20 protein-coding genes are annotated in these 26,067 nt (G+C 43.5%); 9 read left to right on the forward strand and 11 right to left on the reverse strand.

Annotation, left to right across the window (positions count from 1 at the left end):
* Nucleotides 1-202 precede the first annotated feature (202 nt).
* From mnmG to ispF, 4 genes are all read right to left on the reverse strand, one after another.
* Complete coding sequence (mnmG, locus tag ACP7AE_RS01770; RefSeq protein ID WP_426241142.1) at nt 203-2,098, reverse strand: tRNA uridine-5-carboxymethylaminomethyl(34) synthesis enzyme MnmG; 1,896 nt, start codon at nt 2,096-2,098, stop codon at nt 203-205.
* A 264-nt stretch (nt 2,099-2,362) separates the two neighbouring features.
* Entirely contained in the window at nt 2,363-2,893 is a 531-nt protein-coding gene (locus ACP7AE_RS01775; RefSeq protein ID WP_426241143.1) for a hypothetical protein, read from the reverse strand.
* Nucleotides 2,894-3,064: 171 nt separating this feature from the next.
* Complete coding sequence (gene grxD, locus ACP7AE_RS01780; RefSeq protein ID WP_045446215.1) at nt 3,065-3,415, reverse strand: Grx4 family monothiol glutaredoxin; 351 nt, start codon at nt 3,413-3,415, stop codon at nt 3,065-3,067.
* 214 nt (nt 3,416-3,629) lie between these two features.
* Nucleotides 3,630-4,133, reverse strand: a complete 504-nt coding sequence (gene ispF / locus ACP7AE_RS01785; protein WP_045446213.1) for a 2-C-methyl-D-erythritol 2,4-cyclodiphosphate synthase — start codon at nt 4,131-4,133, stop codon at nt 3,630-3,632.
* A 260-nt stretch (nt 4,134-4,393) separates the two neighbouring features.
* Between ispF and mnmA the strand changes: the two genes are divergently transcribed.
* The 3 genes from mnmA to purB all read left to right on the forward strand — a co-directional run bounded on the left by mnmA (nt 4,394) and on the right by purB (nt 9,086).
* On the forward strand, nt 4,394-5,620 hold the full coding sequence (gene mnmA, locus ACP7AE_RS01790; protein ID WP_201539324.1) for a tRNA 2-thiouridine(34) synthase MnmA: 1,227 nt from the start codon (nt 4,394-4,396) through the stop codon (nt 5,618-5,620).
* Nucleotides 5,621-5,673: 53 nt separating this feature from the next.
* On the forward strand, nt 5,674-7,407 hold the full coding sequence (locus tag ACP7AE_RS01795) for a hypothetical protein (protein ID WP_426241144.1): 1,734 nt from the start codon (nt 5,674-5,676) through the stop codon (nt 7,405-7,407).
* A 287-nt stretch (nt 7,408-7,694) separates the two neighbouring features.
* On the forward strand, nt 7,695-9,086 hold the full coding sequence (gene purB, locus ACP7AE_RS01800; protein WP_201539328.1) for an adenylosuccinate lyase: 1,392 nt from the start codon (nt 7,695-7,697) through the stop codon (nt 9,084-9,086).
* 125 nt (nt 9,087-9,211) lie between these two features.
* Here the strand turns inward: purB and ACP7AE_RS01805 are convergent, their stop codons facing one another.
* Nucleotides 9,212-9,406, reverse strand: coding sequence for an NF038104 family lipoprotein (locus ACP7AE_RS01805; protein WP_109591335.1), 195 nt, complete (start codon nt 9,404-9,406; stop codon nt 9,212-9,214).
* Between the two features lie 156 nt (nt 9,407-9,562).
* On the opposite strand from ACP7AE_RS01805, the gene ACP7AE_RS01810 reads away from it, so the two are divergent.
* On the forward strand, nt 9,563-10,735 hold the full coding sequence (locus ACP7AE_RS01810) for a cupin domain-containing protein (RefSeq protein ID WP_201539329.1): 1,173 nt from the start codon (nt 9,563-9,565) through the stop codon (nt 10,733-10,735).
* A gap of 175 nt (nt 10,736-10,910) precedes the next feature.
* On the opposite strand, the gene ACP7AE_RS01815 is transcribed toward ACP7AE_RS01810, so the two are convergent.
* The 3 genes from ACP7AE_RS01815 to ACP7AE_RS01825 form a co-directional block, all read right to left on the reverse strand.
* Nucleotides 10,911-11,603, reverse strand: a complete 693-nt coding sequence (locus ACP7AE_RS01815) for a 1-pyrroline-5-carboxylate dehydrogenase (RefSeq protein ID WP_426241145.1) — start codon at nt 11,601-11,603, stop codon at nt 10,911-10,913.
* Nucleotides 11,604-11,614: 11 nt separating this feature from the next.
* On the reverse strand, nt 11,615-14,869 hold the full coding sequence (gene putA / locus ACP7AE_RS01820; protein WP_426241146.1) for a bifunctional proline dehydrogenase/L-glutamate gamma-semialdehyde dehydrogenase PutA: 3,255 nt from the start codon (nt 14,867-14,869) through the stop codon (nt 11,615-11,617).
* A 724-nt stretch (nt 14,870-15,593) separates the two neighbouring features.
* Nucleotides 15,594-16,889 carry an NCS2 family permease gene (locus ACP7AE_RS01825; RefSeq protein ID WP_055124161.1) on the reverse strand — a complete coding sequence of 432 codons (1,296 nt, stop codon included), beginning with the start codon at nt 16,887-16,889 and terminating at the stop codon, nt 15,594-15,596.
* A 445-nt stretch (nt 16,890-17,334) separates the two neighbouring features.
* Here ACP7AE_RS01825 and tolQ point away from each other — a divergent pair, with 445 nt between their 5' ends.
* The 5 genes from tolQ to ACP7AE_RS01850 all read left to right on the forward strand — a co-directional run bounded on the left by tolQ (nt 17,335) and on the right by ACP7AE_RS01850 (nt 21,474).
* The gene (gene tolQ, locus ACP7AE_RS01830; RefSeq protein ID WP_426241147.1) at nt 17,335-18,075 is read left to right on the forward strand and encodes a protein TolQ; all 741 of its coding nucleotides are present in this window, start codon (nt 17,335-17,337) and stop codon (nt 18,073-18,075) included.
* A 4-nt stretch (nt 18,076-18,079) separates the two neighbouring features.
* Nucleotides 18,080-18,538, forward strand: a complete 459-nt coding sequence (gene tolR, locus ACP7AE_RS01835) for a protein TolR (protein WP_426241148.1) — start codon at nt 18,080-18,082, stop codon at nt 18,536-18,538.
* 60 nt (nt 18,539-18,598) lie between these two features.
* Nucleotides 18,599-19,576, forward strand: a complete 978-nt coding sequence (locus tag ACP7AE_RS01840) for an energy transducer TonB (protein WP_426241149.1) — start codon at nt 18,599-18,601, stop codon at nt 19,574-19,576.
* Between the two features lie 61 nt (nt 19,577-19,637).
* Nucleotides 19,638-20,081: a cell envelope integrity protein TolA gene (locus ACP7AE_RS01845; protein WP_109591349.1), complete on the forward strand. Its 444-nt coding sequence runs from the start codon at nt 19,638-19,640 to the stop codon at nt 20,079-20,081.
* Nucleotides 20,082-20,172: 91 nt separating this feature from the next.
* On the forward strand, nt 20,173-21,474 hold the full coding sequence (locus ACP7AE_RS01850) for a translocation protein TolB (RefSeq protein ID WP_426241150.1): 1,302 nt from the start codon (nt 20,173-20,175) through the stop codon (nt 21,472-21,474).
* Between the two features lie 143 nt (nt 21,475-21,617).
* On the opposite strand, the gene ACP7AE_RS01855 is transcribed toward ACP7AE_RS01850, so the two are convergent.
* From ACP7AE_RS01855 to ACP7AE_RS01865, 3 genes are all read right to left on the reverse strand, one after another.
* Nucleotides 21,618-22,250, reverse strand: coding sequence for a c-type cytochrome (locus tag ACP7AE_RS01855; protein WP_201539357.1), 633 nt, complete (start codon nt 22,248-22,250; stop codon nt 21,618-21,620).
* 104 nt (nt 22,251-22,354) lie between these two features.
* Complete coding sequence (locus ACP7AE_RS01860; RefSeq protein ID WP_060490921.1) at nt 22,355-23,956, reverse strand: flavin monoamine oxidase family protein; 1,602 nt, start codon at nt 23,954-23,956, stop codon at nt 22,355-22,357.
* A 165-nt stretch (nt 23,957-24,121) separates the two neighbouring features.
* Complete coding sequence (locus ACP7AE_RS01865) at nt 24,122-25,591, reverse strand: c-type cytochrome (RefSeq protein WP_426241151.1); 1,470 nt, start codon at nt 25,589-25,591, stop codon at nt 24,122-24,124.
* Between the last annotated feature and the right edge of the window lie 476 nt (nt 25,592-26,067).

Raw genomic sequence — 26,067 nt, forward strand, 5'->3', positions numbered from 1 at the left:
CCGCCCTAGATGTACTCAGTGTACTATCTGCGGTCGGTCGCCTTGTAGCGATTCTAAAATTCCTTGACTATAGTATAGAGACAAAATAGCAAGTAAGACAAGCACCTGCTCTATTTTCTTTTAACAGCAACTGTATTATAAACAAACAAAAGCCCATAACAGTATATCGTTATGGGCTTTTGTTATACTAGTTATACTACTATTACGAATCTAGCGCAGCCTTCGCTTTTTTCTGTTTTTTCACCGTCATAGCTAATAATTGAATGGCCGCAGGCGTCACACCGCTCACGCGTCCAGCTTGGGCGAGCGTAGCAGGACGTACTTGTGTCAATTTCTGTACAATCTCATTTGATAAGCCTGATACTACGCTATAATCAAAGTCCAGTGGCAGCGCTGTATTTTCTAGGCGCTTCATCTGATCAATGTCTTCTTGCTGACGATCAATATAGCCTGCGTACTTCACAGAGATTTCTATCTGCTCACCCACTTGGGCATCGACTTGCGAATCAGTGATGGCAGCGATATCAGCAAAATGAATCTGCGGACGCTTGAGCAAATCAAAAGCAGTCGATTCTTTTGACAGCACCTCGCCCGTTTGCTCTGTGACTTTTTTGCCTAGCGCGTTAGCAGGGGTTGCCCACATATCTTTGAGACGTGAGGTCTCTGTGGCAATGGCTTCCATTTTTTCTAGATAAGCCTGCCAGCGCACATCATCTACTAGACCAAGCTTACGACCTGTTTCAGTTAGGCGTTGATCTGCATTGTCTTCACGTAATAATAGACGATATTCTGCGCGGCTCGTAAACATACGATATGGCTCAGTCGTACCATGGGTAATCAAATCATCAACGAGTACGCCAAGATAGGCTTCAACACGGCGCGGTGTCCACGTTTCAAACTCACTATTATTAGTCGTAACCAATGCCGCATTAGTACCTGCTAGCAAACCCTGTACGCCAGCCTCTTCGTAGCCAGTTGTACCATTGATTTGTCCAGCGAAGTAAAGGCGATCGATAGATTTGGTCTCAAGCGTTGGTTTCAAATTTTGTGGATCGAAATAATCATACTCAATCGCGTAGCCTGGACGGGTGATATGCGCGTTTTCTAAGCCTTTCATACTATGAATAAACTCTAACTGCACATCAAACGGCAGACTCGTTGAGATACCATTTGGATAGAGCTCATGTGTGGTTAGACCTTCTGGCTCGATAAATATCTGATGGCTGTCTTTATCCGCAAAGCGATGGATCTTGTCTTCGATAGATGGGCAATAACGGGGACCCACGCCTTCGATTTTGCCAGAGAACATCGGCGAACGATCGAGGTTTTCACGGATGATGTCATGCGTGCGCGCATTGGTATGAGTGATGTAGCAATTGACCTGCTCAGGATGCATAGACACATCACCCATATAACTCATCACTGGTAGCGGCGTGTCGCCCGGCTGTACGGTCATCACACTAAAGTCAACGCTACGCGCATCGATACGTGCGGGCGTACCTGTTTTCAAACGCCCGACTGGTAGCTTAAGCTCACGCAAACGATCAGCAAGCTTGATAGAAGGTTGATCACCTGCGCGACCACCTTTTGAGCTTTCGAGACCAATATGAATCACACCGCCCAAGAAGGTTCCTGAGGTCAGTACCACCGTTTGCGTATTAAAGATAATACCCGTTGCAGTAACCACTGCCGTCGCACGACCATTTTCGACTAAGATATCATCAGCTGCTTGTTGAAATATATCAAGATTTGGCTGATTCTCAAGCGTATGGCGAATAGCGGCTTTATACAGCATACGATCTGCTTGCGCACGCGTAGCTCGAACTGCCGCCCCTTTACGGCTATTTAGTACTCGAAACTGAATACCCGATTTGTCCGTTGCTAGCGCCATCGCCCCACCAAGTGCATCAATCTCACGCACCAGATGGGATTTGCCGATACCACCAATTGCTGGATTACAGCTCATTTGCCCAAGCGTCTCAATATTATGTGTCAATAGCAAGGTCTGCGCGCCCATACGTGCGGCTGCCAAAGCAGCTTCTGTGCCAGCATGACCGCCACCGATCACTACCACGTCGTAATTTTTTGGGTATTGCATATACGCCTCACTTGACTCATAACGCCGCTTTTAGCCAAAAACTATTATCACCAGAATGTTATGGCTAAATAGCATGGTCATCAGCAAATAAACGTCAGTCGGATTTAAAAAGTTAACGACTTGGAAAAGCCGCTAGATATTGGATTACTAACCCATCATTATAACAATTTTTTGATGCTTAAAAAATGCCGCAGTAGAAACTATTTACATTAAGTGTTAAGCATCATTTTTAAACTTAGTAACTAGTAACTTAATAATTAGCGCCTAGTTACCAGGGCTCAGCGGTACGATTTGATCTGATTGACCACTGCTCAGCATATGCTGACTGCCATAACCTTCTGGATTGATCTGCAAATAAGCATTCATCAAGCCAATGGCATCGCCATCATTACTGGCCAGAACTTGCTCTTTAATCATGTCCACTGGCGGTAGCAGCAAGTTTTTTAGCAATGCCAAACGCTGGTGGTTATCACCTTTATTAACGACCATCTCGATAAGTTGACGCGCATCGATGGGTAAATCTGGCGTATTCTGTGCCAATAATGCCAAATGATAAGCGCCCGCAGAATCTTGATCCGCAACGATACGCTGCTCAATCGCAATATAAGTGGCTTCTGTTGCGCCGCCTGCCACGCTAAGCTGATGAATACATTTCAGGGCTGAATGTGGCTCATTGCCAGCAATTTCAATGATGCGCGTGGATTCATTTTTTAAATGCTCACGGCGTTTTTCGATTGCCGCTTGCTCAGCAGCTACCGGTTCAGGTGTTTGTTGTTCTATTGGTTGATTGCTCATAATACTCTCTCATTATTTATGTTTTTATAATGCTTGCTGTTGAGCCATATATGGGGTCAATACTGACAAAAACAATAAAAGCCCGAGCGCCCATCTAAGGACTGGCTCGAGCTTTTATTGTTAAAACTTATCAGCTTGATAATAAAAAAGCTTAGATAAGTGTTTTCAGCATTATGCAGCAGGGCTGTTTGCTTCAACCAATGGCTTAAGCTCGCCTGATTGATACATTTGCAAAATAATGTCTGATCCGCCCATCAATTCGCCGTCAATCCACAACTGTGGAAAAGTCGGCCAATTAGCCACTTTAGGTAACGTCGCACGGATTTCTGGGTTTTCTAAAATATTTACAAACGCAAATGGGCGACCGATTTGAGTAAGAACTTCAATCGATTTAGCAGAAAAGCCACACTGCGGAAATTGCGGCGTGCCTTTCATATAAATAATAACTTTATTGTCACGGATTTGATCACGGATCAATTGTTCAACGTCGTTTGCAGCAGTATTTGGGGTTTGCTCACTCATAAAAGCTCCTATTGATAAAGCGGTTCATTGAAAACAGTGATTAATATTACAAAATGATTGAGAAAAGAGATGGCTGATACATGGGGCAAGCGCCACGGTATTACAAGTACAACTCTATAGACTATATATAAAATCTGCATATATAAAATCTACGCGCAACTGACCAAGTCAATATGACTCGGAGTGCTCAAGCAGCGATGACACCCGATCCAAGCTATCTAGATTCGACAACATTAGGGACTAATAATACCACGGCATTGGCCATAATGCCCTCTTGCCGACCGGTAAAGCCTAACTTTTCAGTGGTGGTGGCTTTAACGCTGATATTATTGACCGCCGTCTGCAAATCACTGGCAATATTATCACGCATGGCTTGACTGTGCGGTGCCAGCTTTGGACGCTCACACATCACAGTGATATCAGCGTTGCCTAGACTATAACCAGCCTCTTGCACTTTACTGTAGACATAACGTAGCAGCACCCGCGAGTCCAAACCTGCATGGGCAGCATCTGTATCAGGAAAATGCTGACCGATATCGCCAAGCGCCAATGCGCCAAGCAGTGCATCGGCAAGCGCATGCAGCACCACATCTCCATCAGAGTGTGCCAGCAAACTGTGCGTGTGTTCAATAGGCACACCTGCTAGCACCACATATTGCTGCTGCTGACCATTATTGTGAAAAGCGTGAACGTCGATACCTTGACCAATTTTTATCATTATTATTCCAAGATGAGTGAAACGTGATTAAAATAATTCAAAACCACCATCTAAATTTCTAAAGCGATTTTACTAATGCCTAGACACCATCGGTCGCCACCAGTTTCAATTAACTGGTATAATATGACATTTATTTTATCATAATACCAGATCCAAAAGATAAGCTGACGTCGTTCTGCTAAGACTACCTATTGTAGCAATGGCATAATTTTTGGCGTCAATATCTATTTTGGAGAACGTACAAATAGTTGAGCCACTTTATGTCAGCCATACAAGATACCTCAAGCATAGCCGTTTCTGAGTCTTTTACGCCTCATCGTCCATTAACACTTGCCGATATCGAGAATCCTAGCGCCAAACACGTGATTGTCGGTATGTCAGGTGGCGTCGATTCTTCTGTATCAGCCGTTTTACTTCAGCAAGCAGGCTTTAAAGTCGAAGGTCTGTTTATGAAGAACTGGGAAGAAGATGACGGCACCGAATACTGTACGGCAATGGATGATTTAGCGGACGCACAAGCGGTATGTGACAAAATCGGTATGAAGCTACATACGGCCAATTTCGCCATGGAATATTGGGATCGGGTTTTTGAGCATTTTTTAGCGGAATACAAAGCAGGACGCACGCCCAATCCAGATATTTTGTGCAACAAAGAAATCAAGTTTAAAGCGTTTTTAGACTATGCTTTGACGCTGGGTGCAGATTATATCGCCACCGGTCACTACACGCGCCGTAGTATGAACTATACGAATGCTAATGGCACTGAGGTTGCGCAGCTATTACGCGGGCTTGATAACAATAAAGACCAAAGTTACTTTTTACATGCGGTTGGCGGCGATAAAATCGCTAAGACACTGTTCCCAGTCGGTGAGCTTGAAAAACCAGTGGTTCGTCAAATCGCTGAAGAACATGATCTTATTACTGCCAATAAAAAAGATTCAACGGGTATTTGCTTTATTGGTGAGCGCCGTTTTAAAGACTTTTTACAACAGTACTTGCCTGCCCAAAAAGGCGATATCGTCACTGACGATGGTCATACTATTGGTACGCATGACGGGCTAATGTATTATACCTTAGGTCAGCGTGGTGGTATTGGTATTGGCGGTGTCAAAGATCGCCCAGAAGAGCCTTGGTTTGTATTGGCAAAAGACTTGGATAACAACCGTTTGATCGTTGGACAAGGTCATGAGCATCCCATGATGCTGAGTAATGAGCTGCAAGCTTATAAGCTCGATTGGGTCGATGGTTTACCGCCTGCAGATATATTTAGCGAAGATGGCTTACGTTGTATGGCAAAATCGCGCTACCGTCAGCCAGACCAAGCGTGCCGAGTGTTTGCTGTTGATGATAAAGGTTTAGAAGTACGAGTGATATTTGATGCGCCGCAACGGGCAGTGACGCCAGGTCAATCAGCAGTATTTTATATCGATGAGGTTTGTTTGGGCGGCGGTGTCATTGCCTCTATTGACGCGCCTTGCGGGATTTGACATCTCATTTAACATTAATTAATACAATGATTTGTCTTTTTTTAGGATACTGAATGACCGCTCGCCTTTTCGCCTTGCTGAATATCTCATTTTCTTGTTCGATATGGCTGAAGCGAGGTCTTACGCTTACTTTCATTGCTGCGTCATTTAGTGCACAGTCAGCACCAGCAGAGATGGGGAGTATTACGGTTACCAGCTCTGATGCTTCGGCTGGTAGTGCTTCTGGCACATATGTAGCAGCAGGTTCTGGTGCTACTGGTCGTTTTACTTTGGTTCGCAATGAAAATATTGGTTATAGCAGTAATGCTGAGATAACACCATCTAGTGGTACGCGTACCAATGGTATTGAGATCAGGAATGATTCTAATACTAGTATTGATAGAGATAAATTTAAGTACACTTTTACTATTACGCCTAATGATAACGCCTCTATACATACCATAAAAATTGGGCAAGCCAGTTATTCAGTGGGTGGCAACTCAGAGATTGCACGTCAAACATTAAGCTTTACCCAAAATAGTCAAATTAGTACACCTGCGCAAGCTACTATCAGAAATAATCCAAACATCCCCTATTTTTATAATGCCATGGGTGATTATTTTATAGGTAAAAAACTGGCTGGAAATAGCTTTAGCTCTAACAATACGGTTACCTTGCCACAGCTACGCTTCGATAGCTCAAATGGTGGGGATAGCGGCTTATATTATTACGGGATCACTGCGCTTAACGGTAGTGGTAATAGTAGCTCGTTTACGCCTACTACCAATAGTAGTGGACAAGTATCTTTTGCTTCTGGTCAAAAAAGAGGCACCTTGCCCCCTATGCCTACTTTTACCAATATTCTAAAAGAAACCTCTACCAGTCCCAATAATCAGACGACTTATCGGGCATTGAACGTAAATGACATCATAGCTAATAATAGCAGCTACGTCAGCTATGGTATCGCTAATGCGGACAGCAACTATGTTCTTGCGGTTAAGAATGCCAAGACTATCATCTTAACTTACGAAGGCATCATGAGAGGTAATAGTGCTATTGAAGCGGATGTGGTTGGAGAAACCTATAACGAATGGATCAGCTTTGGGGTAGAAAGTGAACCGTTGAATTACGTCTTTTCAGGCACTGTATTCAATGATAATGGCGGTATAAATGATAGCGACATCAATGTCAAAAAAGATAACGCTACGATAGACAGCGGTATATATAACAATACCAACTTCTTCAATGGTACTTTTGACTCTGCTGAAAGTGGTATTGCAGGTAGCACAGTCAAGCTGGTTGACTGTACAACCAATGCTCCTCTTGAAACTATCAATACTCCTACTAATATTGTCGGTAAATATGAGATTAAAATACCTATCGCTTCTCTAACTGGCAAAAGTACTGTCTGCCTGATTGAAGAAAATAGTGGTAGCACTTATCCCATTCGTACTACTAATGAAAAAACGGTTATTTCCTTGACTACTAACAAGTATAACTATGAAAATAATAACTTTGGCAGAGTGATTGATAAAAACGTAGCTTTAGTCCTTGAAAAAGAACAAGCACTTAACGATTGCAAAATCGCCTCATTGTTACCAAATCTAGAAAACCAGCTTGCCTATAGTAAAGCCGCCCTATCTGAAGTAACTCCAGGACAATGTATTGCCTACAAAATTACTGCGACCAATCGAGCCAACCTTAGTATCAATCACTTTGTTCTACAAGACGTCTTGCAAGAAAGAAATGTAAATGGCGCGATAGTGACGTCAAAACTTGCGAATCCAATCCACCAAGCAAGCGAATAGGCCGCAGACAGTGTCGCTATCGGCAATAACGGTACTGTCAAAACGGTAACCTCAATTTTAGATCCAAGGACAAAACGTAGTTTTTACTTTAATACTAAGTATGGCTCGACACACTCTAATACACCCGATACCCCTTAATAATCGCGTTATATGCATATTTTGATTTTATCAACGGCTACATTTGCTACACTACCCGTATTTTTTTGACCACAGTCTTATATGATGTGTTCATTTGTGGGATTTCACAGTTTTCATCACTTTTACTTTTTTAATTTAAAGGCATTATTATGAACTTACTTACCGCACTCTCCCCAATCGATGGTCGTTACGCCTCCAAAGCTGACAGCTTGCGTCCTTATTTATCAGAATTTGGTCTCATTAAAGCCCGCGTCACTGTCGAGATTCGCTGGTTACAGTCATTGGCAGATAACAATGCGATTGGTGAATTGGCAGCATTTGATACCGATACCAATGCCTTTTTAAACAGTATCGTTGATGACTTTAGTGAAGCAGATGCCCAAGCCATCAAAGACATCGAAGCGACGACCAATCATGATGTAAAAGCAGTCGAGTACTTCATCAAAGACAAGTTCCGTGGTCAGGCAGCGCTTGAGGATTCATTAGAATTTATTCATTTTGCGTGTACTAGTGAAGATATCAACAACTTGTCTTATGCGTTAATGCTAAAAGACAGCCGCGAGATTGTGGTTGCGAAAATGCAGCAATTGACTGATAGCATCGTGAATTTGGCGATTGCTCATGCCGACCAACCCATGCTATCACGCACCCATGGTCAAACCGCTAGCCCAACGACGCTTGGTAAAGAAATGGCAAACGTCGCTTATCGCCTAGCCCGTCAAATTAAGCAAGTGAATCAAGTAGAGCTATTGGGTAAAATCAATGGCGCGGTTGGTAACTATAACGCTCATTACGCTTCATATCCTGATGTTGATTGGCAAGCACATGCAGAACGCTTCATTGATGAAAGCCTTGAGCTGACTTTTAACCCTTATACCACGCAAATTGAGCCACATGATTATATCGCTGAGCTATTTGATGCTGTCAAACGTTTTAATACCATTCTAATCGATTTTAACCGTGATATTTGGCAATATATTAGCTTAGGCTATTTTAAACAGCGCCTAAAAGATGGTGAAGTTGGTTCTTCTACCATGCCGCATAAAGTCAACCCGATTGATTTTGAAAACTCTGAAGGTAACTTGGGCGTTGCGAACGCGATGCTGGCTCATTTGGGTGAAAAACTGCCTATTTCGCGTATGCAGCGTGATTTATCAGACTCTACCGTACTTCGTAATATCGGTGTTGGTCTGGCGCAAAGTATGATTGCTTATGATGCTTGTTTAAAAGGTGTCAGCAAACTTGAATTGAATGCCCAGCGTTTGAATGATGACTTAGATAATGCACAAGAAGTATTGGCAGAGCCGATTCAAACGGTTATGCGTCGCTATCGTGTTGAAAACCCATATGAGAAGCTTAAAGCGCTGACTCGTGGTAACGCCATGACTCGCGAAGCCATGCTAACATTCGTTGAAAGTGATGAGCTATCTGCGGTGAGCGATGCGGATAAAGCGCGCCTACGTGAGATGATACCAGCCACTTATATCGGTAATGCGGCGGAGCAAGCGCGCACGATTAAAGAGTGGATTGCTAAGATTTAACTGGCAACGCGCTTATCTTTATGAAATGTAAAAAAGATATAAACGAGCATTCATTTATATCTTTTTAAAAAAACCTTACTCTAAACACTATGATTTTTTTAAATACATAGTTAATGGGTGAGGTTTTATTCTTTATCGTCTTCATCTTTTTTATCACTGCTATCACCCGGTATGATCGCTTTGGTAACAGCAACAGTGCCTTTAACGACACCTTTAGTGGTTTTGTAGGCGACTTTTACAGGTACGGTGACGATTTTATGCACACAAGCTTGCAGCATAAACATACTGGCGATAATAACGATAAACTGTAATTTTTTCATAAATTTCCTACGGATAATGAGAGGCACTGATGGCTATATTTTGACCATCAGCTAGACGTTAATCATAAACCAATATATGTCAGCTATAAAGCACTGTTCTAGTTTTATATTCTGTCTACTTTGATATCCTTTCTACTTAAACACACGGATCTACCCATGACTTCTATACCGCTTTGTTTACCCGACTCTATCACGCCTGAGCAATTTTTAAGCGAATACTGGCAAAAAAAGCCACTCTTAATTAAACAAGGCTTACCACAGCTAATTGGCATGTTTGAGCCTGACGACATGCTTGGTCTAGCCCTAGAAGAAGACGCCTCGGCGCGCTTACTAACTCAAGCAGCAAGTAAAAAAGAAGGTCAGGCGCAGTGGCAACTTAAAAAAAGCCCATTGACTGAAACTGATTTCGATAACTTACCTGAGCAATGGACGGTATTGGTGCAGAATATGGAACAGTGGTCGCCTGAGCTTGGTCAATTGTGGCAAGCCTTTGACTTTATTCCACAATGGCAACGTGATGACATCATGGTTTCTTATGCGCCAAAAGGTGGTTCAGTCGGCAAACACTATGATGATTATGATGTGTTTTTAGCGCAAGGGTTTGGGTCTAGACGTTGGCAACTGGGCAAATTCTGTGATAAAAATACCGAGTTTGTCGCCGATGAGCCGATTCGCCTCTTTGATGACATGGGTGAGATTATTTTTGATGAAATATTAGAAGCCGGTGACGTACTTTACGTACCGCCGAAGCTGTCGCATTTTGGTGTGGCACAAGACGATTGCTTAACCTTTTCATTTGGCTGCCGTCGTCCCAACTTGATGCAAATCATCGACAACTTAGCTGATATCGCCACCAACGATAGCGATTTATTTATCCCAATGCTGTTGCCACAAGCGCTGCAAGCGTCAGGTGAATTGCAAGCGAGCAGCATCAATGCGATCAAAGATCAGCTATTACAAATGCTACAGTCTGAGCGTGGTGATGATATCATTCGTCAAGCAGTTTCTGAAGTCGTCAGCAAACGCCAGTATGATGCGCTGATGCCAGAGGATACACTAGATACGGATGAGCTCATGCAAGCTCTAGCAGAAGGTGCCACCTTGCAAGCGGATTATAGCAATCGTTTGCTCTATAGCCAGACTAATGATGGCATTGTGCTATATGCCAATGGTCAGCGCATTGACGGGCTTGATGATACAACAGTAGCGGTATTGGTGCGTTTGGCTAATGGCGAACACCTAAATAGTCAAGATGTCACCGATGTCGATGCAGATGATTTGAGCGAATGGCTAGAGAACGGCTGGGTGTGGATTGATATTGCTGAATAATATCTATTAATCAGACATTAATCAAATAACGCAAATAAAAAAAACCGCTATCTGACAATTATTCAGATAGCGGTTTTTTCTTATAAATCGTATTTGGTATTTATAGCTATACCAATCACTGCTTAGCACTTATCAAAACGGATATAAAAGCCAAGCGGGTTTGTAATTAATACGGTTATTCTGTACCAAGTTCAAGCAAGCTAGCATTACCACCGATCGCTGTGGTATTGATTGTTTTTACACGCTCAGTGACAAAACGATGCAAATAATCAGGCGTTAGCATCTCTAACAAGCCTTCCATATCGGTGACACTAATGACTTGCGTTAAGATACCGTCTGTATTGGCAAGCTCTTGGCTGATAGCCTGCACTTCGCTTCGATTACCAGAGACTGCAACCTGTGCCAGACGATCGATATATAAAAGCGTAACGGTTTGCGAGTCATTCGCCACACTCAATACATCTTCGCTGATACCTGTATCATATAGTATCTTGGCAGCTTCATTGCACATCTCATCTTGGCTTGGGCAATGCAGGATGACTTCATTACCTGTCAATAGTGCTGCTACCAGCTGTCCCAATACCGCCATTGCTCTAGCAGATTCACCACCAACAACCATCGTCTTACCACGACCAGTGACATATAGATCGTTGGATTCACCAGTTGCACCAGTCATGCGATGCACCTCATCCAAGCTAGGCGCGGCACTCAATAGATGATTGAACAAACGCTTTGCTTTATTGGCATCACCAGTCAGCAGCGCCAACTTTGGAATAGCCGCTTGCAGATATGTTGCGCGATTCACTGCGCCAAGTAATCGCCAAGATTCACAAACCTGGGCATGATTTTTTTTGAATTCAGTCGCCATGTTGCTACTCCTTATGCGAGTTCTGTTTGAGTGGTGGTTTGGGTAGTAGTATTAGCAGTCGTCCGGTTGCTGCTATTTGACTCTGAGCTAAGCTGCATCAAACGTGCGACATAATGCGGGCCACCAGCTTTAGGACCCGTACCAGACAGACCACAACCACCGAATGGTTGTACGTTTACGACGGCACCGATTTGGTTGCGGTTGATATAAGTATTACCTACAAACGCACGGCGCTCGATGTGCTCAACGGTATTTTCGATACGACTATGAATACCCAAGGTCAAACCAAAGCCTGTCGCGTTGATGGCATCAATCAGCTTATTCAGATCACGTGCTTGATAACGCAGTACGTGCAAAATTGGACCAAAATGCTCACCACCGATCACGTCGATACTTTTTACTTCGATCGCTGTTGGCAATACAAAGGTAGACTGTTCTTGACTGACAACTGAGCTTGAACTCATTGGCGTCTGTGCCAAGATAGTCGCCGTTGGCTCAGCGTCCATACGCTCGATATGCGCTTCAAGACTACGTTTGGCATCCGCATCAATCACTGGACCCACATCTGTAGCAGCATATAAAGGATTGCCGACCGATAGCTCAGCCATATTACCTTGTAATAGCTCAATTAAATTATCAGCCATTTCTTCTTGCACGCACAATATACGACAAGCTGAGCAACGCTGACCTGCTGAACCAAATGCAGATAAAACAGCGTCTCTAACCACTTGTTCTGGCAATGCCGTTGAATCGACAATCATAGCATTCTGACCACCAGTTTCGGCGATAAAGACAGGTAACTCACCACTGGCTTGTGCATGATCATTTAAGCTTTGATTAATACGTTGAGCCGTTTGGGTTGAACCCGTAAATATCACACCTGCTATATTGTCAGCCGCTGTCAATGCACCACCAACATCGCCAGCACCGATCACTAACTGTAAGGCTTGTGTTGGTACGCCTGCTTGGTACATTAGCTGAGCACCAAAATGGGCAATCAAGCTGGTTTGTTCGGCAGGTTTCGCCACCACCGTATTACCTGCTGCTAGCGCCGCTACGATTTGACCAGTATAGATAGCCAATGGAAAGTTCCATGGGCTAATACAGACAAAGGTGCCACGTGCTTTATAAACTTGACGAGATTGCTTGCCAGCCAAATCGGTAAACTCATGCACGACGTCGTCTAAACGCTCTGCTTCATCGGCATAAAAACGGCAGAAATCAACCGCTTCTTTGATTTCATCAATACCGTCTTGAAGGGTTTTACCCGCTTCGATTTGGCATAGCGCCATTAACTCAGCATAGTTTTCTTCATAGAGATCAGCTATCTTACGCAATACTTCAGCACGCTTAGTAGCTGATACTGCTTGCCAGACACTTTGCCCTGCCACTGCCGCATCGATCGCTTGACCAGCTATTTCAGCATTGGCATAAGTGACTTCACCAGCACTTACTTCGTGGTTCCAAGGTGCATGTACGGTTTGAGTCTCAAGCTTATGCGTTACGCCCTCTACTTCATATTCATCAACTGCTTTGCCATTGACGATGGACGTCGCTGACCAAGTTTTATGCAAATGGCTATCGATAGCAGATTTAAAGGGCAGCCATTGTGACTCTACGAATATATTAGGGCCAAAACTGGCACGGCGCGCACCATAAATCTCTAACGGCAACGGAATCTCTGGATTGTGCAACGTCGCATTGGCCAGTAGCTTGTCATAAGGATGTACTGTCAGCTTTTCAATCGGATAAGACTTGTCTAGTAGCTGATGGACAAACGAGCTGTTGGCACCGTTCTCTAACAAACGACGTACCAAGTACGGCAGCAAATCTTTATGCGCGCCAACTGGGGCATAGATACGTACCGGAATTTGATACGCTTGTAAGATATGATCATAAAGCGCATCACCCATGCCGTGCAAACGCTGAAACTCAAAGTCTCTATGCTTACTCATGGTCATAATTGACGCTAGGGTGTGCGCATTGTGTGTCGCAAACTGTGGCCAAATCAAGCCTCGCAGATGATCTGACAATAAGAAGCGCGCACAGGCAAGGTAAGCAGTATCTGTGCCTTCTTTGCGTGTCCAGACAGGATAGCCTGACAGACCTTTTTGCTGGGCAAGCTTGATCTCAGTATCCCAGTAGGCACCCTTTACCAGACGTACTGGAATACGATCTCCCACCTCAGTCGATAGGCGAGCCAGCCACACTAAAATAGCGATGGCACGCTTAGAATAACCTTGCACGACCAAGCCAAGACCATCCCAGTCAGCCGTCAAATTGTCACGGTACAAAGACTCAAACAGTTTTAAAGAAATTTCAAGGCGGTCGGCTTCTTCGGCATCGATACTAAGGTCAACGTTGACTTCACGTGCCGCTTCGATGAGCAGTAAGCAGCGTTGACGCAATAAACCCATGACTTGGGCTTCTTGCGTGGCTTCATAGCGAGGGTGCAATGCTGACAGCTTGATAGATACTGATGGCTTAGGCATGCCTTCTTTGACTTTGATACTGGCAGTGGCTCTGATCGCATGCAGGTAGTCATTGAAGTATTTTTCAGCGTCTTTATGCGCAATAGCCGCTTCACCGAGCATATCAAACGAATAGGTATAGCCTTTATTACGATAAGGTTGGCTATTTTTATTGGCGTCCTCGATGGTCTCGCCCAATACAAACTGATGACCCATGATACGCATGGCTTTTTGCATGGCACTACGAATAACAGGCTCGCCCATCTTTTTAGTCATGCGATCCAAAAAGCCTGATGCTGTGGTGCTACTATCAATACTGACGACACGACCTGTCATCATCATTCCCCATGTCGAGGCATTGACCATAAAACCGTTGTCATTTTTGATGTGCTTTTTCCAATCAGCTACACTCATTTTGTCATGAATCAAGGCATCAGCAGTATAATTGTCTGGCACTCGAATCAAAGCTTCTGCCAAGCTCATCAGCAAGATACCTTCTTGGGTATCAAGACTATACTCAAGCAGTAACGAGTCGACCATCTTGACCGCTTTGCCATCATTACGTACGTGTTCAACCAGCTGTCGCGTTTGCTCAGCAGCGGCGTCACGTTCTTCTGTGCTGGGTTTAGCAAGTGGCAATAATTTGGACAACCAGCGCTCTTCATCAACGCTATACAACGGCGAAATACGGGCGTGCAGAGTTTCTGCCGACTGGGCAATATAATCTGGCGATAGTAAATCGACAGGATTAAACAAAATCGGCTCTTGCGGGGTAAACTGGTCTACTGGGTTCATAACAACTCCATAACTATCGTTTAAAAACCATCATAAATAGTGCTTTAGGAAGTCTGATCGTCTGGTATAACTAGCCATCACCATCATTCATTTAGATGATGGCTATCGATAGATACTTATAACAATAATCAAAAGTCCAAACGGCGCCATCACAAAACGAGAAAATCCAGCGTAGGCTGGAAGCGGTTAAGTAGGTCGTTCGACTGTTAAACGGGCTACGTTAACAATACAAAGGCAACAACGAACAGCTAAGCGGCATTAGTGCCTTCTTCTTGTTTGTAGTGAAAGGAGTGTGATGATCAGATATCGCTACATTAAAACGAAAAAATCGCTTTAGCAAAAAAATCTGCCATCTGGGGTGCTGCTAATTCACTGTAAGAAAAACCTCTACGGCGTTGATTGAGGTGATGCGCTTAACTCGGCTATAATATCATGAAAAAAATTTTCAAACTAACGATATTGCTTATTTTCACAAATTAATATATTTCTAAAAAACAATCAGTTAACAGCACTTTATCCCTTATGACGCACTGGTTATACTTTTCTATTTACTATTGGCGATTAATTGTTTTATTAAATCAAACACTTGAATAAATTTAGGGAAATTTGAGCCATTTTAAATCAAAAAAAACCCCTTTATCGTTTCCGAATAAAGAGGAATTTAACGTAACAAAACTCAAAAGCAGTAAAGTAATATCGAACGCTCAGCGCATTCTAGTAAAACTTATAAAACCACCAACTTGGTCAGCAAAATAACGGTCAATACCCAAACTGGGATCGTAATTTCAGAGAATTTACCAGTCATCAGTTTTACCGCGGTAAAGGTGATAAAACCAAGCGCAATACCATCAGCGATAGAGTACGTCAGCGGGGTCAATAACAGAACAACCGCTACAGGAGCCGCCTCTGTCAAATCTTCCCAGTTGATTTCTTTTAGGGTAAATAACATCAGTACCGACACATAGAAAATCGCGCCAGCTGTGGCGTAAGCAGGAATCATACCAGCCAATGGTGCAAAGAAAATACTCAGTACAAATAATACGCCAACCGTCACTGCCATCAGACCTGTACGACCACCTGATGCCACTCCAGAAGCACTCTCAATATAACTGGTGGTCGATGACGTACCCAACATTGCACCAGCGACCGTAGCAGTAGAATCCGCCAGTAGCGCTTTGTCCATATTAGGAATATTGCCGTCTTTATCAATTAAACCCGCTTTATTGGCAATACCAACCAAGCTACCTGTCGTATCAAATAAATCGACGAATAAGAAGGCAAAAATAACGCTGATCATACCAACGTCAAACGCACCGGCAATATCAAGCTCCATCAATGTTGGTGTTATAGATGGCGGCGCAGACATGATGCCAGCAAACTGTGTATGGCCTGTCAACAAGCTAATCACGGTGATAACCAAGATACCAATCGTCACGGCACCTGGGACTTTTTTATAGACCAAACCAATAATAATAAAGAAACCCAAAGCAGCCATCATAGGTGCAAATGAGGTCATATCACCCAGCATCACCAATGTCGCATCACGACCGACAATGATACCTGAGCTCTGTAGCGCAATAAATGCTAAGAAAGCACCAATACCTGCCACAATACCCTGCTTAAGGCTGTTTGGAATGGCATTGATAACCCATTCACGAATCTTAAACAAACTCAAAATGATAAACAAGCAACCCGATAAGAAAACAGCACCTAGCGCAGTTTGCCAAGCGTAGCCCATACCCAATACAACGCCGTAGGTAAAAAAGGCGTTCAAACCCATACCTGGTGCGAGTGCCACCGGCAGTCTGGCATAGATACCCATAATAAAGCAGCCTATTGCCGCTGCTAAACAGGTGGCAACAAATACCGCCCCTTTATCCATACCAGCTTCCGCCAATACGTTGGGGTTGACAAAGATGATATAAGCCATGGTCAAAAAGGTGGTTATACCGGCAAGGATTTCCGTTTTGACTGTGGTGTTTTCACCATTAATCCCAAAATAGCGTTCAATTGCATTCATAAGTGTCGCGCCCAGCTTGCTAGTGAAAGAACAAATTTATTGATGCCTAAAATAAATATGACGTCAGCCAATGGATGGCGACGTCATTATCAAAAGACAGCGGTAACAAGGTGCAACATTTTAGAGAAGTTGCGGTACAAATTCAATCATTACCAGTGCCTTATGGGTACAAACCCACCTTTTCAGTCAATTGAGACGTAACAGCCAGACAATATTTCAGACATCCACATATAAATTAACCTGATACTATGAATTCTACAAACAGCTGTTAATTATTTGGTATTTAACACTTTAACAAATGACCTTTTCGACATTTAGCAGTACACTAGGCGGCTGATAGCAATATGCATCATGACTGTCATATTATATTTTCGTTATTAAAGATCCTATCTGGTCTGCGTGTCGCGCCATACCAGCTATTATTAATTACCCATGAGTCCCATACATGCCTGAATCATTAAATATTATCGACCTTATTACCCAAGCCAGTCTCTTGGTGCAGATTGTGATGGCATTATTGTTATTGGCGTCTTTAGTCAGTTGGGTAATTATCTTTCGTATGAGCGCGCGGCTTGGTACGGCCAAAAATTTCGATCAACAGTTTGAAACTTGGTTTTGGTCAGGTGAAGACTTAGCCAAACTTTACCAAGGCGTGCAAGGCTCACCTGAACGCCAAGGACTTGAGCAAATATTTTATGTGGGATTTTCTGAATACTTAAGAATGCATAAAAAGCGCCAACCCAAAGATGACATCATCGATGGTGTTGAGCGCAAGCTACGAGTCGGTTTAGGACGTCAGCAGCAACTATTAGAATCAGGACTGACCACGCTAGCGAGCATTGGCTCAGTCGCGCCTTATGTTGGATTGTTCGGTACGGTTTGGGGCATCATGAACGCCTTTTTAGGATTGTCACAAACGGAACAAGCGACCCTAGCGTCTGTCGCACCTGGTATTGCCGAAGCACTAATCGCAACCGCTATGGGCTTGTTTGCAGCGATTCCTGCCGTACTGGCGTATAACTACTTTACCGCCAAATCAAGCCGCCTTTATGATTCACGTGCTTTATTTTGTGATGAAATGACGGGCATGCTCCAGCGCGAGACCAGTGCAGAAAGCACTGTTGGTAGAGACAATATCGCTACGAGAGAAACGACATCTACTGCCAATCAGGCACAAGGACTATGAAATCATGAAACAGAGTCCCTATCGCCGTGAAAAAAAAGCGCTAAATGCGGAGATGAATGTCGTTCCTTATATCGACGTGATGTTGGTGCTGCTCGTCATATTTATGGTCACAGCGCCCATGCTGATTACGGGCGTCGATGTTGATTTGCCAAAAGAGCAAACCAATACCATGAGCCAAAGCCAACTACCCGTCATTGTGTCCTTGACCGATAGTGGCGATATTTTTATCAGCTATGAGAATAATGTTGACTTGCCTATCAGTGAGCCAGAATTGATTGATACGCTCGCCAATCTGCAAAACCAAAGCAGCAATGTAGGCGCTCAGCCCGTACAAGTGATGATTAATGCCGATCAAAACAATCAATATGGCGCTATCATGACACTCATGGCCACCTTACAAAAAGCGGGCATTCAAAAGGTGGGATTATTAACAGGCGCACCCTTGCCCACACCATCATTGTAATAAATCCTATTCCTCGCTCAGCTTGCTATAATAAAGTAGATAATTTGATGAACCTCGTCCTTGAGTATCTTTACCATGCATAATGCTCCTGTCGTTTATGTACCGACCCAACCTGAAGGCAATGGGCTAACATTGCCTACGCTACTTAGCGTGCTGGCACATGGTCTCGTGATTGGGATACTCGTTTATACTTATCAACATACTAAAACCGACACTGTGGAAAGTATTGAGACGGTCATGGTCTCCCCTGAGCAATTGGCTGAAATGCAAGGTCAAATCCTTGCCAATCGTGCAGCGGCAGCTAGCGCGATGCAAGCTGAAACTAGCACAAGCAGTACATCGAGCACCTCATCATCAGAAAGTTTTAGCGATAGCGCCAGTCAGCCAAACTCGCAGCGTGTACCTGTCTTTACGCGCTCTAACGATTCTGCCAGTCAACCAATGCTGATGAGTGAAGATCAGCATCAACGCTTACTTGAGCAAAACCAAGACTACGAACGTCGAATGGCAGAGTGGGCAGCACAATTAGATGAGTCGGTGACAGAAGAGCATGGTCAGGTGGAGCAAAACAAAAAAGAACAGCTAATAGAAGAACAAAAACAGCTGGGCGATTTCCGTAATAAACAGAATAACCCGCCAAAGATTACACGCCCGACTGCGACTGATAAAAATTTAAAGATTAATACAGGTGATTCTGGTAGCGCAGGTCAGAGATATGATCTAGAAGCAGACGGCAACTCAACAACATCTAATGGTGGTAGTGGCAGTACCTCTCGTTCTACTGGTGAGTTCAAAAGTGCTATATTAAGTAAAATACAAAGCAAACTTGATACCCCAATCGAAACACAGGGTCTAACCACGTCATTGTCGCTCAAATTAGATACCAGAGGCAACGTGAAATCTGCAAAGGCTAGTGGTCCAAATGCTGTCGTCAACCAAGCAGTTGAACAAGCTGCACGCGCTGCTAGCCCATTGCCAATTGATTTAGATAATCCTGAAAGTTTTACAAATTTGACAATCAACGTTACTATTAATTGATTTTGTATAGCCTCTAATTCTATATCGTTAATGATTTTCTACTATCTTAAGGTTCTGGTTTATGAGTTTAAGCAAGTGTCATATATTACGTAATACCTCAACTTTGCTGCTATTGCTATCTTTCTCTCTACTATCTAGCTACTCTATCGCTGGCACATTACCAGAAAGCCATAATGTCAAAAATGAGTTTATGGATCAAAAAGCCTTGTTTGCCGCTATTACTACTAGAAAAAATGATTTAAGTAATGAGAGTCATGTAACAACAGCTATATTAGAAAAAATTAAACGTAATATTACTCTACCCACTGCTACCCCAGAATCAACAACTACTTTATACTTTAAGTTGGATGAAAAAGGTAATGTGTTATCTGTTAAGGCTCAAGGTGCAAATCCTGCTGTAAATCAGGCAGTGGAAAAAGCTGCTCTATCTGCTAGTCCATTACCCATTGGCTTAAATAAACCTGAAAACTTTAAAGACTTGATAATTAAAATTAACGTTCAATAAAAAACACCTAACGTTGTACAGTTAATCTCACTATAAATAATAATTAAGCCTGTATGATGAACCAATTATTTCTATTTTAGGATATTACTTCATGAAGCTATCTACACATTCTATCCTTCGTGCCACTTCAAGCCTGTTGTTAATCACTCCCTTGTTATCAGTGCCTGCTTATGCTGCTGAATCAATGGTGCTTGATATGACTGTTACCGCGCCAAGACAACAAAACCAAGTCGCGTTTGTACCCTTTGCTGGTGATTCTGTATTATCGCCGATTATTCTAAATGATTTAAGCAAAACAGAGCTAAAAGTGACTAGCAAAGATCTACCACAGCAGCCGCGCAGTAGCAGCGAGCTGGCAGGCACATTGCCAGTATGGCAAAGCATGGGGATTCCTTATCTAGTGGTCGGCAGCACCCGCAGCAATCGCGGTAAAATAGTAACCGATTACGAAGTAATTGACGTTAAATCTGGTAGAGTAATCGAAGGCAAACAAAGCTTAACGGCTGACAATAATAAAGAAAGCATGCGCTATGCTGGTCACGTCATCGCTGATAAAGTATATGAGCTAATTACTGGTACGCCAGGTGACTTTTCAGGGCGTATTGCTTATATTGAAGATACTGGTACTGGTAAAGAAAAAGTCTCACGTTTAAAAGTAATGGATGCCGATGGCGAAAATGCCAAAACCATTACTGAAGTAACCGGTTCTATCTTTTCACCAACATGGTCGCCAGATGGCAATCGCATTGCTTATTCCGTACAACGTGATAAATCTTATCCCGTTATTTATGTACAAAGTGTAAGCGGTGGCGGTGCAACCCCGTTAACGCCCTTCCCTGGCAGCAATCTCAGTCCATCATTCTCTCCTGATGGCAGCAAGATATTATTCTCTAGTAGCTTTGAAGGTAGTGCAGATATTTATGAGATGAGTGCTAGTGGTGGTCAACCTAGAAGGCTTATCAATTGGCCAAGCAGTGAAGTGCAACCAAGTTATGCGCCTGATGGCAAATCCTTTGTTTTTGTATCAGACAAAACTGGATTTAACAAACCACAGATTTATCGTTATGAGTTTGGTTCAGGACGTACGACTAAGGTATCAAGTAGCGGTTATGCCACTAGCCCGCAATTTAGTAACGATGGCTCACAAATTGCCTTTTTAAGTGGTCGCTCAGCGGCGATCATGAATAGCGGCGGCGCTGTTACTACTAACTTGGGCAATACGGGTATCGATGAAGCGCCAAGCTTTTCGCCTAATGGTAAGCGTGTCGTTTACGCCTCAAAGCAAGGCGGCAAAGGTGTATTAACCATCAAATCATTGAATGGTGGTGAGTCGTTTGGTAAGTCTGGTCAAGGCACTATTCGCTCACCAGTCTGGTCATCTAGTCCTAAATAAATCCTCTTTCTTAATTCATAAAGTCTTGCTCATAAAAAAGCGCCTAATAAATAATTAGGCGCTTTTTTATATTGCGAAGCACGGTTAAATCATTTTGCGACTAGCATGTATTGGACAATTATCGATCAAAAGAGTAAACACGATTAATCATCACTCGGATCACCCGCTGATGGATTGGGATGCCGCAGTTTTGCCACATCTTCAGCAGTCACGGTATCGGTAAAACCATTTAGGTCACTGACCACATATTGAGTAACCGCCGCCATCTGCGCATCGTTCATCATTCCATGGAATGAGGGCATGCCACGAAAGCCATTAATCAAGATATCGATGATGTAATACTTTGATTGCATCTTACTGTTATTCGCCAATGGCGGATAATAGCCTGCACCGTAAGCACCCTCGCCTTTGTGCATGTGACAAGCCGCACAAGAGTCGTGATACAGCTTTTTGCCATCTGTCGTCACAAAGCCATTTGTGCCTTCAAACTTTGCGTCCCATTCAGTAATACTTGGGTCGTCTTCCATGTTGGGCAATGAGCTGTCATCGACAATATTGATAGCAGGTGCAGTAAGCTCCTCACGGCTCATATAAACGCCGCCCCACGCACCCGTATTTCGGCTTGCTTGATAGTCATTGGTTGTTAGGGAGTCCTGATCTTGTACACTGGAAACCGTCACTTCATCATCTGGCTGTTGACTACAGCCCAACAGTGCTGCACTGCTTACCCCACTCAGCAGTATCAGCGTCAGCAGTTTGAGTGTCATGTTTTTCATGACTTTTTTCTTCAAGATTACTTTCTCCGCGATTGCCTTCTTCACGATTGCATTGTCCATGATAGCCTCTGAATCTTATAGTTATTTATATAACCCAAGCGTTATTAAACCAGCATTTTTGCTTTTTTATGTAGGCGCTTTGCGGCATCCATACCAGATAAAATAGCGCCTTCTTGCCATGCCGGAATATGTGAGCAATGCTCGCCCGCCAGCACAATACGATTATCAATACTGCACAAGGTGTCGTAATGCTGACGACGGGTCGACTCATTCCAAATACCGTAACAGCCGAGCGTCCATGGGATGCGGTGCCAGACAACTGATGTCCCTGCACGGAATTCTTTTGGATATTGAGGATGGATGTATTTACCATAAGCAAGCGCAACATTAATACGTTCTTGCGGCGTTAAGCTATTAAACTTATAAGAAGTCGGACCATAACCATACGCACCGAGTAGCACGCCCGTACCATCTTTAAACATATTTTGTGAAGGATAAGCAATCTGCGCAATGGGCATATCGGTATAAGTCAGACCACCAAATATCCATTCATCTTCTTCCCAAAAGCGGCGGTTGAACTCTAGACCAACTTTATAAGAGGTCTCATAAGGCACGGCGGCCATCGCCTGCTTCATTGGTTTTGAGACATTGATATCCATCTGCGTCAATACAGTTAATGGAATATTGCACACGCACCAGTCTGCACGAATGGTCTTGGTGGCACCATCTGGGCTGTTGCTGTCTACATAATCGACAGTGACGCCACTGTCATCTTGATGAATTTTAGTGACCTTTGCATTAAACTCAATCATATCGCGGCATTCACGGGTGAAAGCATCACCAATTTTCCCCATACCACCTACTGGCTGAAACATCGTCGGTTGATGACCATAAGTCATATGGTTGCCATAAATATCTGCCCACATACCTGAATCTAGTATCTCACTAATCGGCAACGGTTTTGATGGCGTCGCATCAGGCATCAAGCCACCACCCGGAAACACGCTAAAGCCGCGATGTTTACTGGTCTCATTACTGGCACGGTAACGATAATCTTTATCCAACACCCCCCAGCCTTTTAAACCTTCTAATAGCTTTTCTTTGTCCTCAGTATTGACCGAGCGATCAAGACCACCAACGTTAACTGATTTCGATAGCAGCTCGGCGACATGACCTTGGATATCGTTTTTCACATCACCCAAGCGCTGCGGCACGCCGTCGAAATGAGTACTTCGATGCAGATAAGCACGATCATTGGTTTGAATAAAGGGCTGCATTTCAACGCCAAATTGTTTGCAATAATGGAAGACGGCATAATGATGGCTTGGCAGACGCCACGGTCCACCATTAAAATAATTGCCCTCTTCAAAATCACAGGTGACTTCTTCGCCGCCAAGCTCGGTATATTTATCACCGCTGTTCAGTGTCCAGCTACGACCGCCGCCACGATTTTGATATTCGAGCACTTTGACATCGTAACCCGCTTTACGTAACTCATAAGCTGCAGTCAGCCCGCCAAGACCCGCACCAAGAATGACGATACTAGCGCCAGGAGGTGCACCTTTAAGATCCATGGTCTCTTTAAAACTCGACTCTGACGCAAATCCTAATGTCGTCATCGCCTGATACATCGCGGTCGCGCCCGCTGTTTTACCAATCATCGAGAGCAGTTGGCGCCGCGTTGGTGATTGAAGCATGTCTTTCATAATAATGTCCTTAAAGTAGACGTTCCTGCAAGACGGTAGGCATATATATTATTAATCAACTCGACTTAGTTCTACGTCTGTTTTTCGAGCTGTTGTGCCTTACCATGTTGCCTGTAAATCTTATCCTATAATAAATATGTAAATCGTCTTTATAGAATCAGTGAATTAACGACGGCGCCTAGACCGCAAGATTGCTCGCATAATAAACACAATGATAATAATAGCCACGATGATGCCGATTACTGCCAGTAAGCCCGCATATTTTATTAAAAAAGGCTTATCAGTACCTGTCGTTGCGATACGATCAACATCATTAGCACTCACCTCACTACTGTTGAGACCACCAAAATTCACACGCACATAATTGGTAATACCAGCGATTTGCTCGCTATTTAGCTCATCTGAGAACTCTGGCATGATAGGTGACGTGTTAGTCGCGCCTTCTACCCCATGAAGGATCATATTGACCAGCGCATCAGGTTTCTCACGGCGAATACTGCTGAGTCCAACGATAGGAGCGTAACGCGCATCAGGCTGACCATAACCGTCAACGCCGTGACAGCTACCACAGGCTGCCAAATATAGCGATTCTGGTGAATTGCTGCCATTACTCACCTGCGCTTTGGCTTGGGCTAAATAATCTTTTTGCGCCAGTAAATCATGAGTGATAGATTCGCTAGTGGGTGTGGGCAAACGCGAGACATCAACGGCTGCGACCTTATCATCTGTTTGGATAGCAGGCACCGCTTTTAGATAAGAAGCAATGGCATTCAAATCTTCATTTTTTAAGTAGCGCGTACTATGTGCAACCGCCTCGCCCATAGGACCACCCGCATAGGCACGCTGGTCAAGCTCACCAGTACGTAGATAAGTGACAATATCTTGCTCACTCCAACTACCGATACCGCTCGACTCGTCAGGCGTGATATTTGGTGCATGCCAATGACCAAGCTGAGCACCTGACAGATACATTTTTTTATCGAAGCCCATGGTGCTATTACGCGGGGTATGGCAAGTACCACAGTGCTCTAAGTTATTGACAATATATTCACCACGTTGCTGCATCTCGGTGAGACCATCACGGTTTTCAGTAGACGGGACATTGAGAAAATTCCAGCCAATCATTAAGCTGCGAATGTTAAAGGGAAATGGCAGGTCAGTTTTATATTTCGGTGCTTCATCGATAGCAGGTACGGTTTGCAGATAAGCAAACAACGCACTGATATCTTCTTCTTTCATGCCACTATAAGAAGGATATGGCATGGCAGGGTAAAGCATATGGCTTGGCGTACGACCTTTTTGCAACGCAGTCTTTAAATCCGCTTCGGTATAATCGCCGATACCATAACGTTTAGACGGGGTAATATTGGTTGAGTAGATATCTCCCATCGGCGTTTCGATCGCTGTACCGCCAGTATAATCTTCGCCATGACATGCCATGCAATCGGCCGCACGGGCAATGTAAGCACCGCGATTGACAAGCTCGCTATTGGCTGGACTAATATTAGGTAAACTGGCATTAGGCAAGCTAGCATTGGCTAGGCTGGTATTGACGACGCTTGCGCCTTCAGCCATCGCAGCGCTGGAGGTCATACCGATGACGAGCATCGATAACATCACAGAAAGTGGCTTCATAATATCCTCATATAGCTGGCACCTAGGGTGTTGTAATTATTATTAGGATGAATGATTGAGATGAAACATTTTATATTGAGCAAGCCTTAATGAGTGACGACTTGTTATACTCAATTGATAGTCCATTAAATGAAGTAGCAAATCATCCAGTAAATGCTCAGTAAAATAGCGTGACAAAAGTAATTTCATAAGCGTAGTTACTAAGCATAGTTACTAAATGATGTCTACTCACTCTACTAATGTAAGACTATTTCGCTACTATTACTTAATGAGTAACGTATTGGTCTCAAATTTTTACAAAACGTAAAGAACCGCGTTATCATTATCAGTTTTTGATAAAGTAATATATTTTTTTATATTATAATAACAGGTCATTTAAATAATACCTTTAAAATCAGTAACTAAAGTTCTATTTTTTGGGTGCATATCTTTTATAAAAAACCTATCATTGCAGATAGCTGTCAAAAATTTGCTTC

This window comes from Psychrobacter sp. TWP2-1-2, from assembly GCF_049896785.1.
Lineage (GTDB): Bacteria > Pseudomonadota > Gammaproteobacteria > Pseudomonadales > Moraxellaceae > Psychrobacter.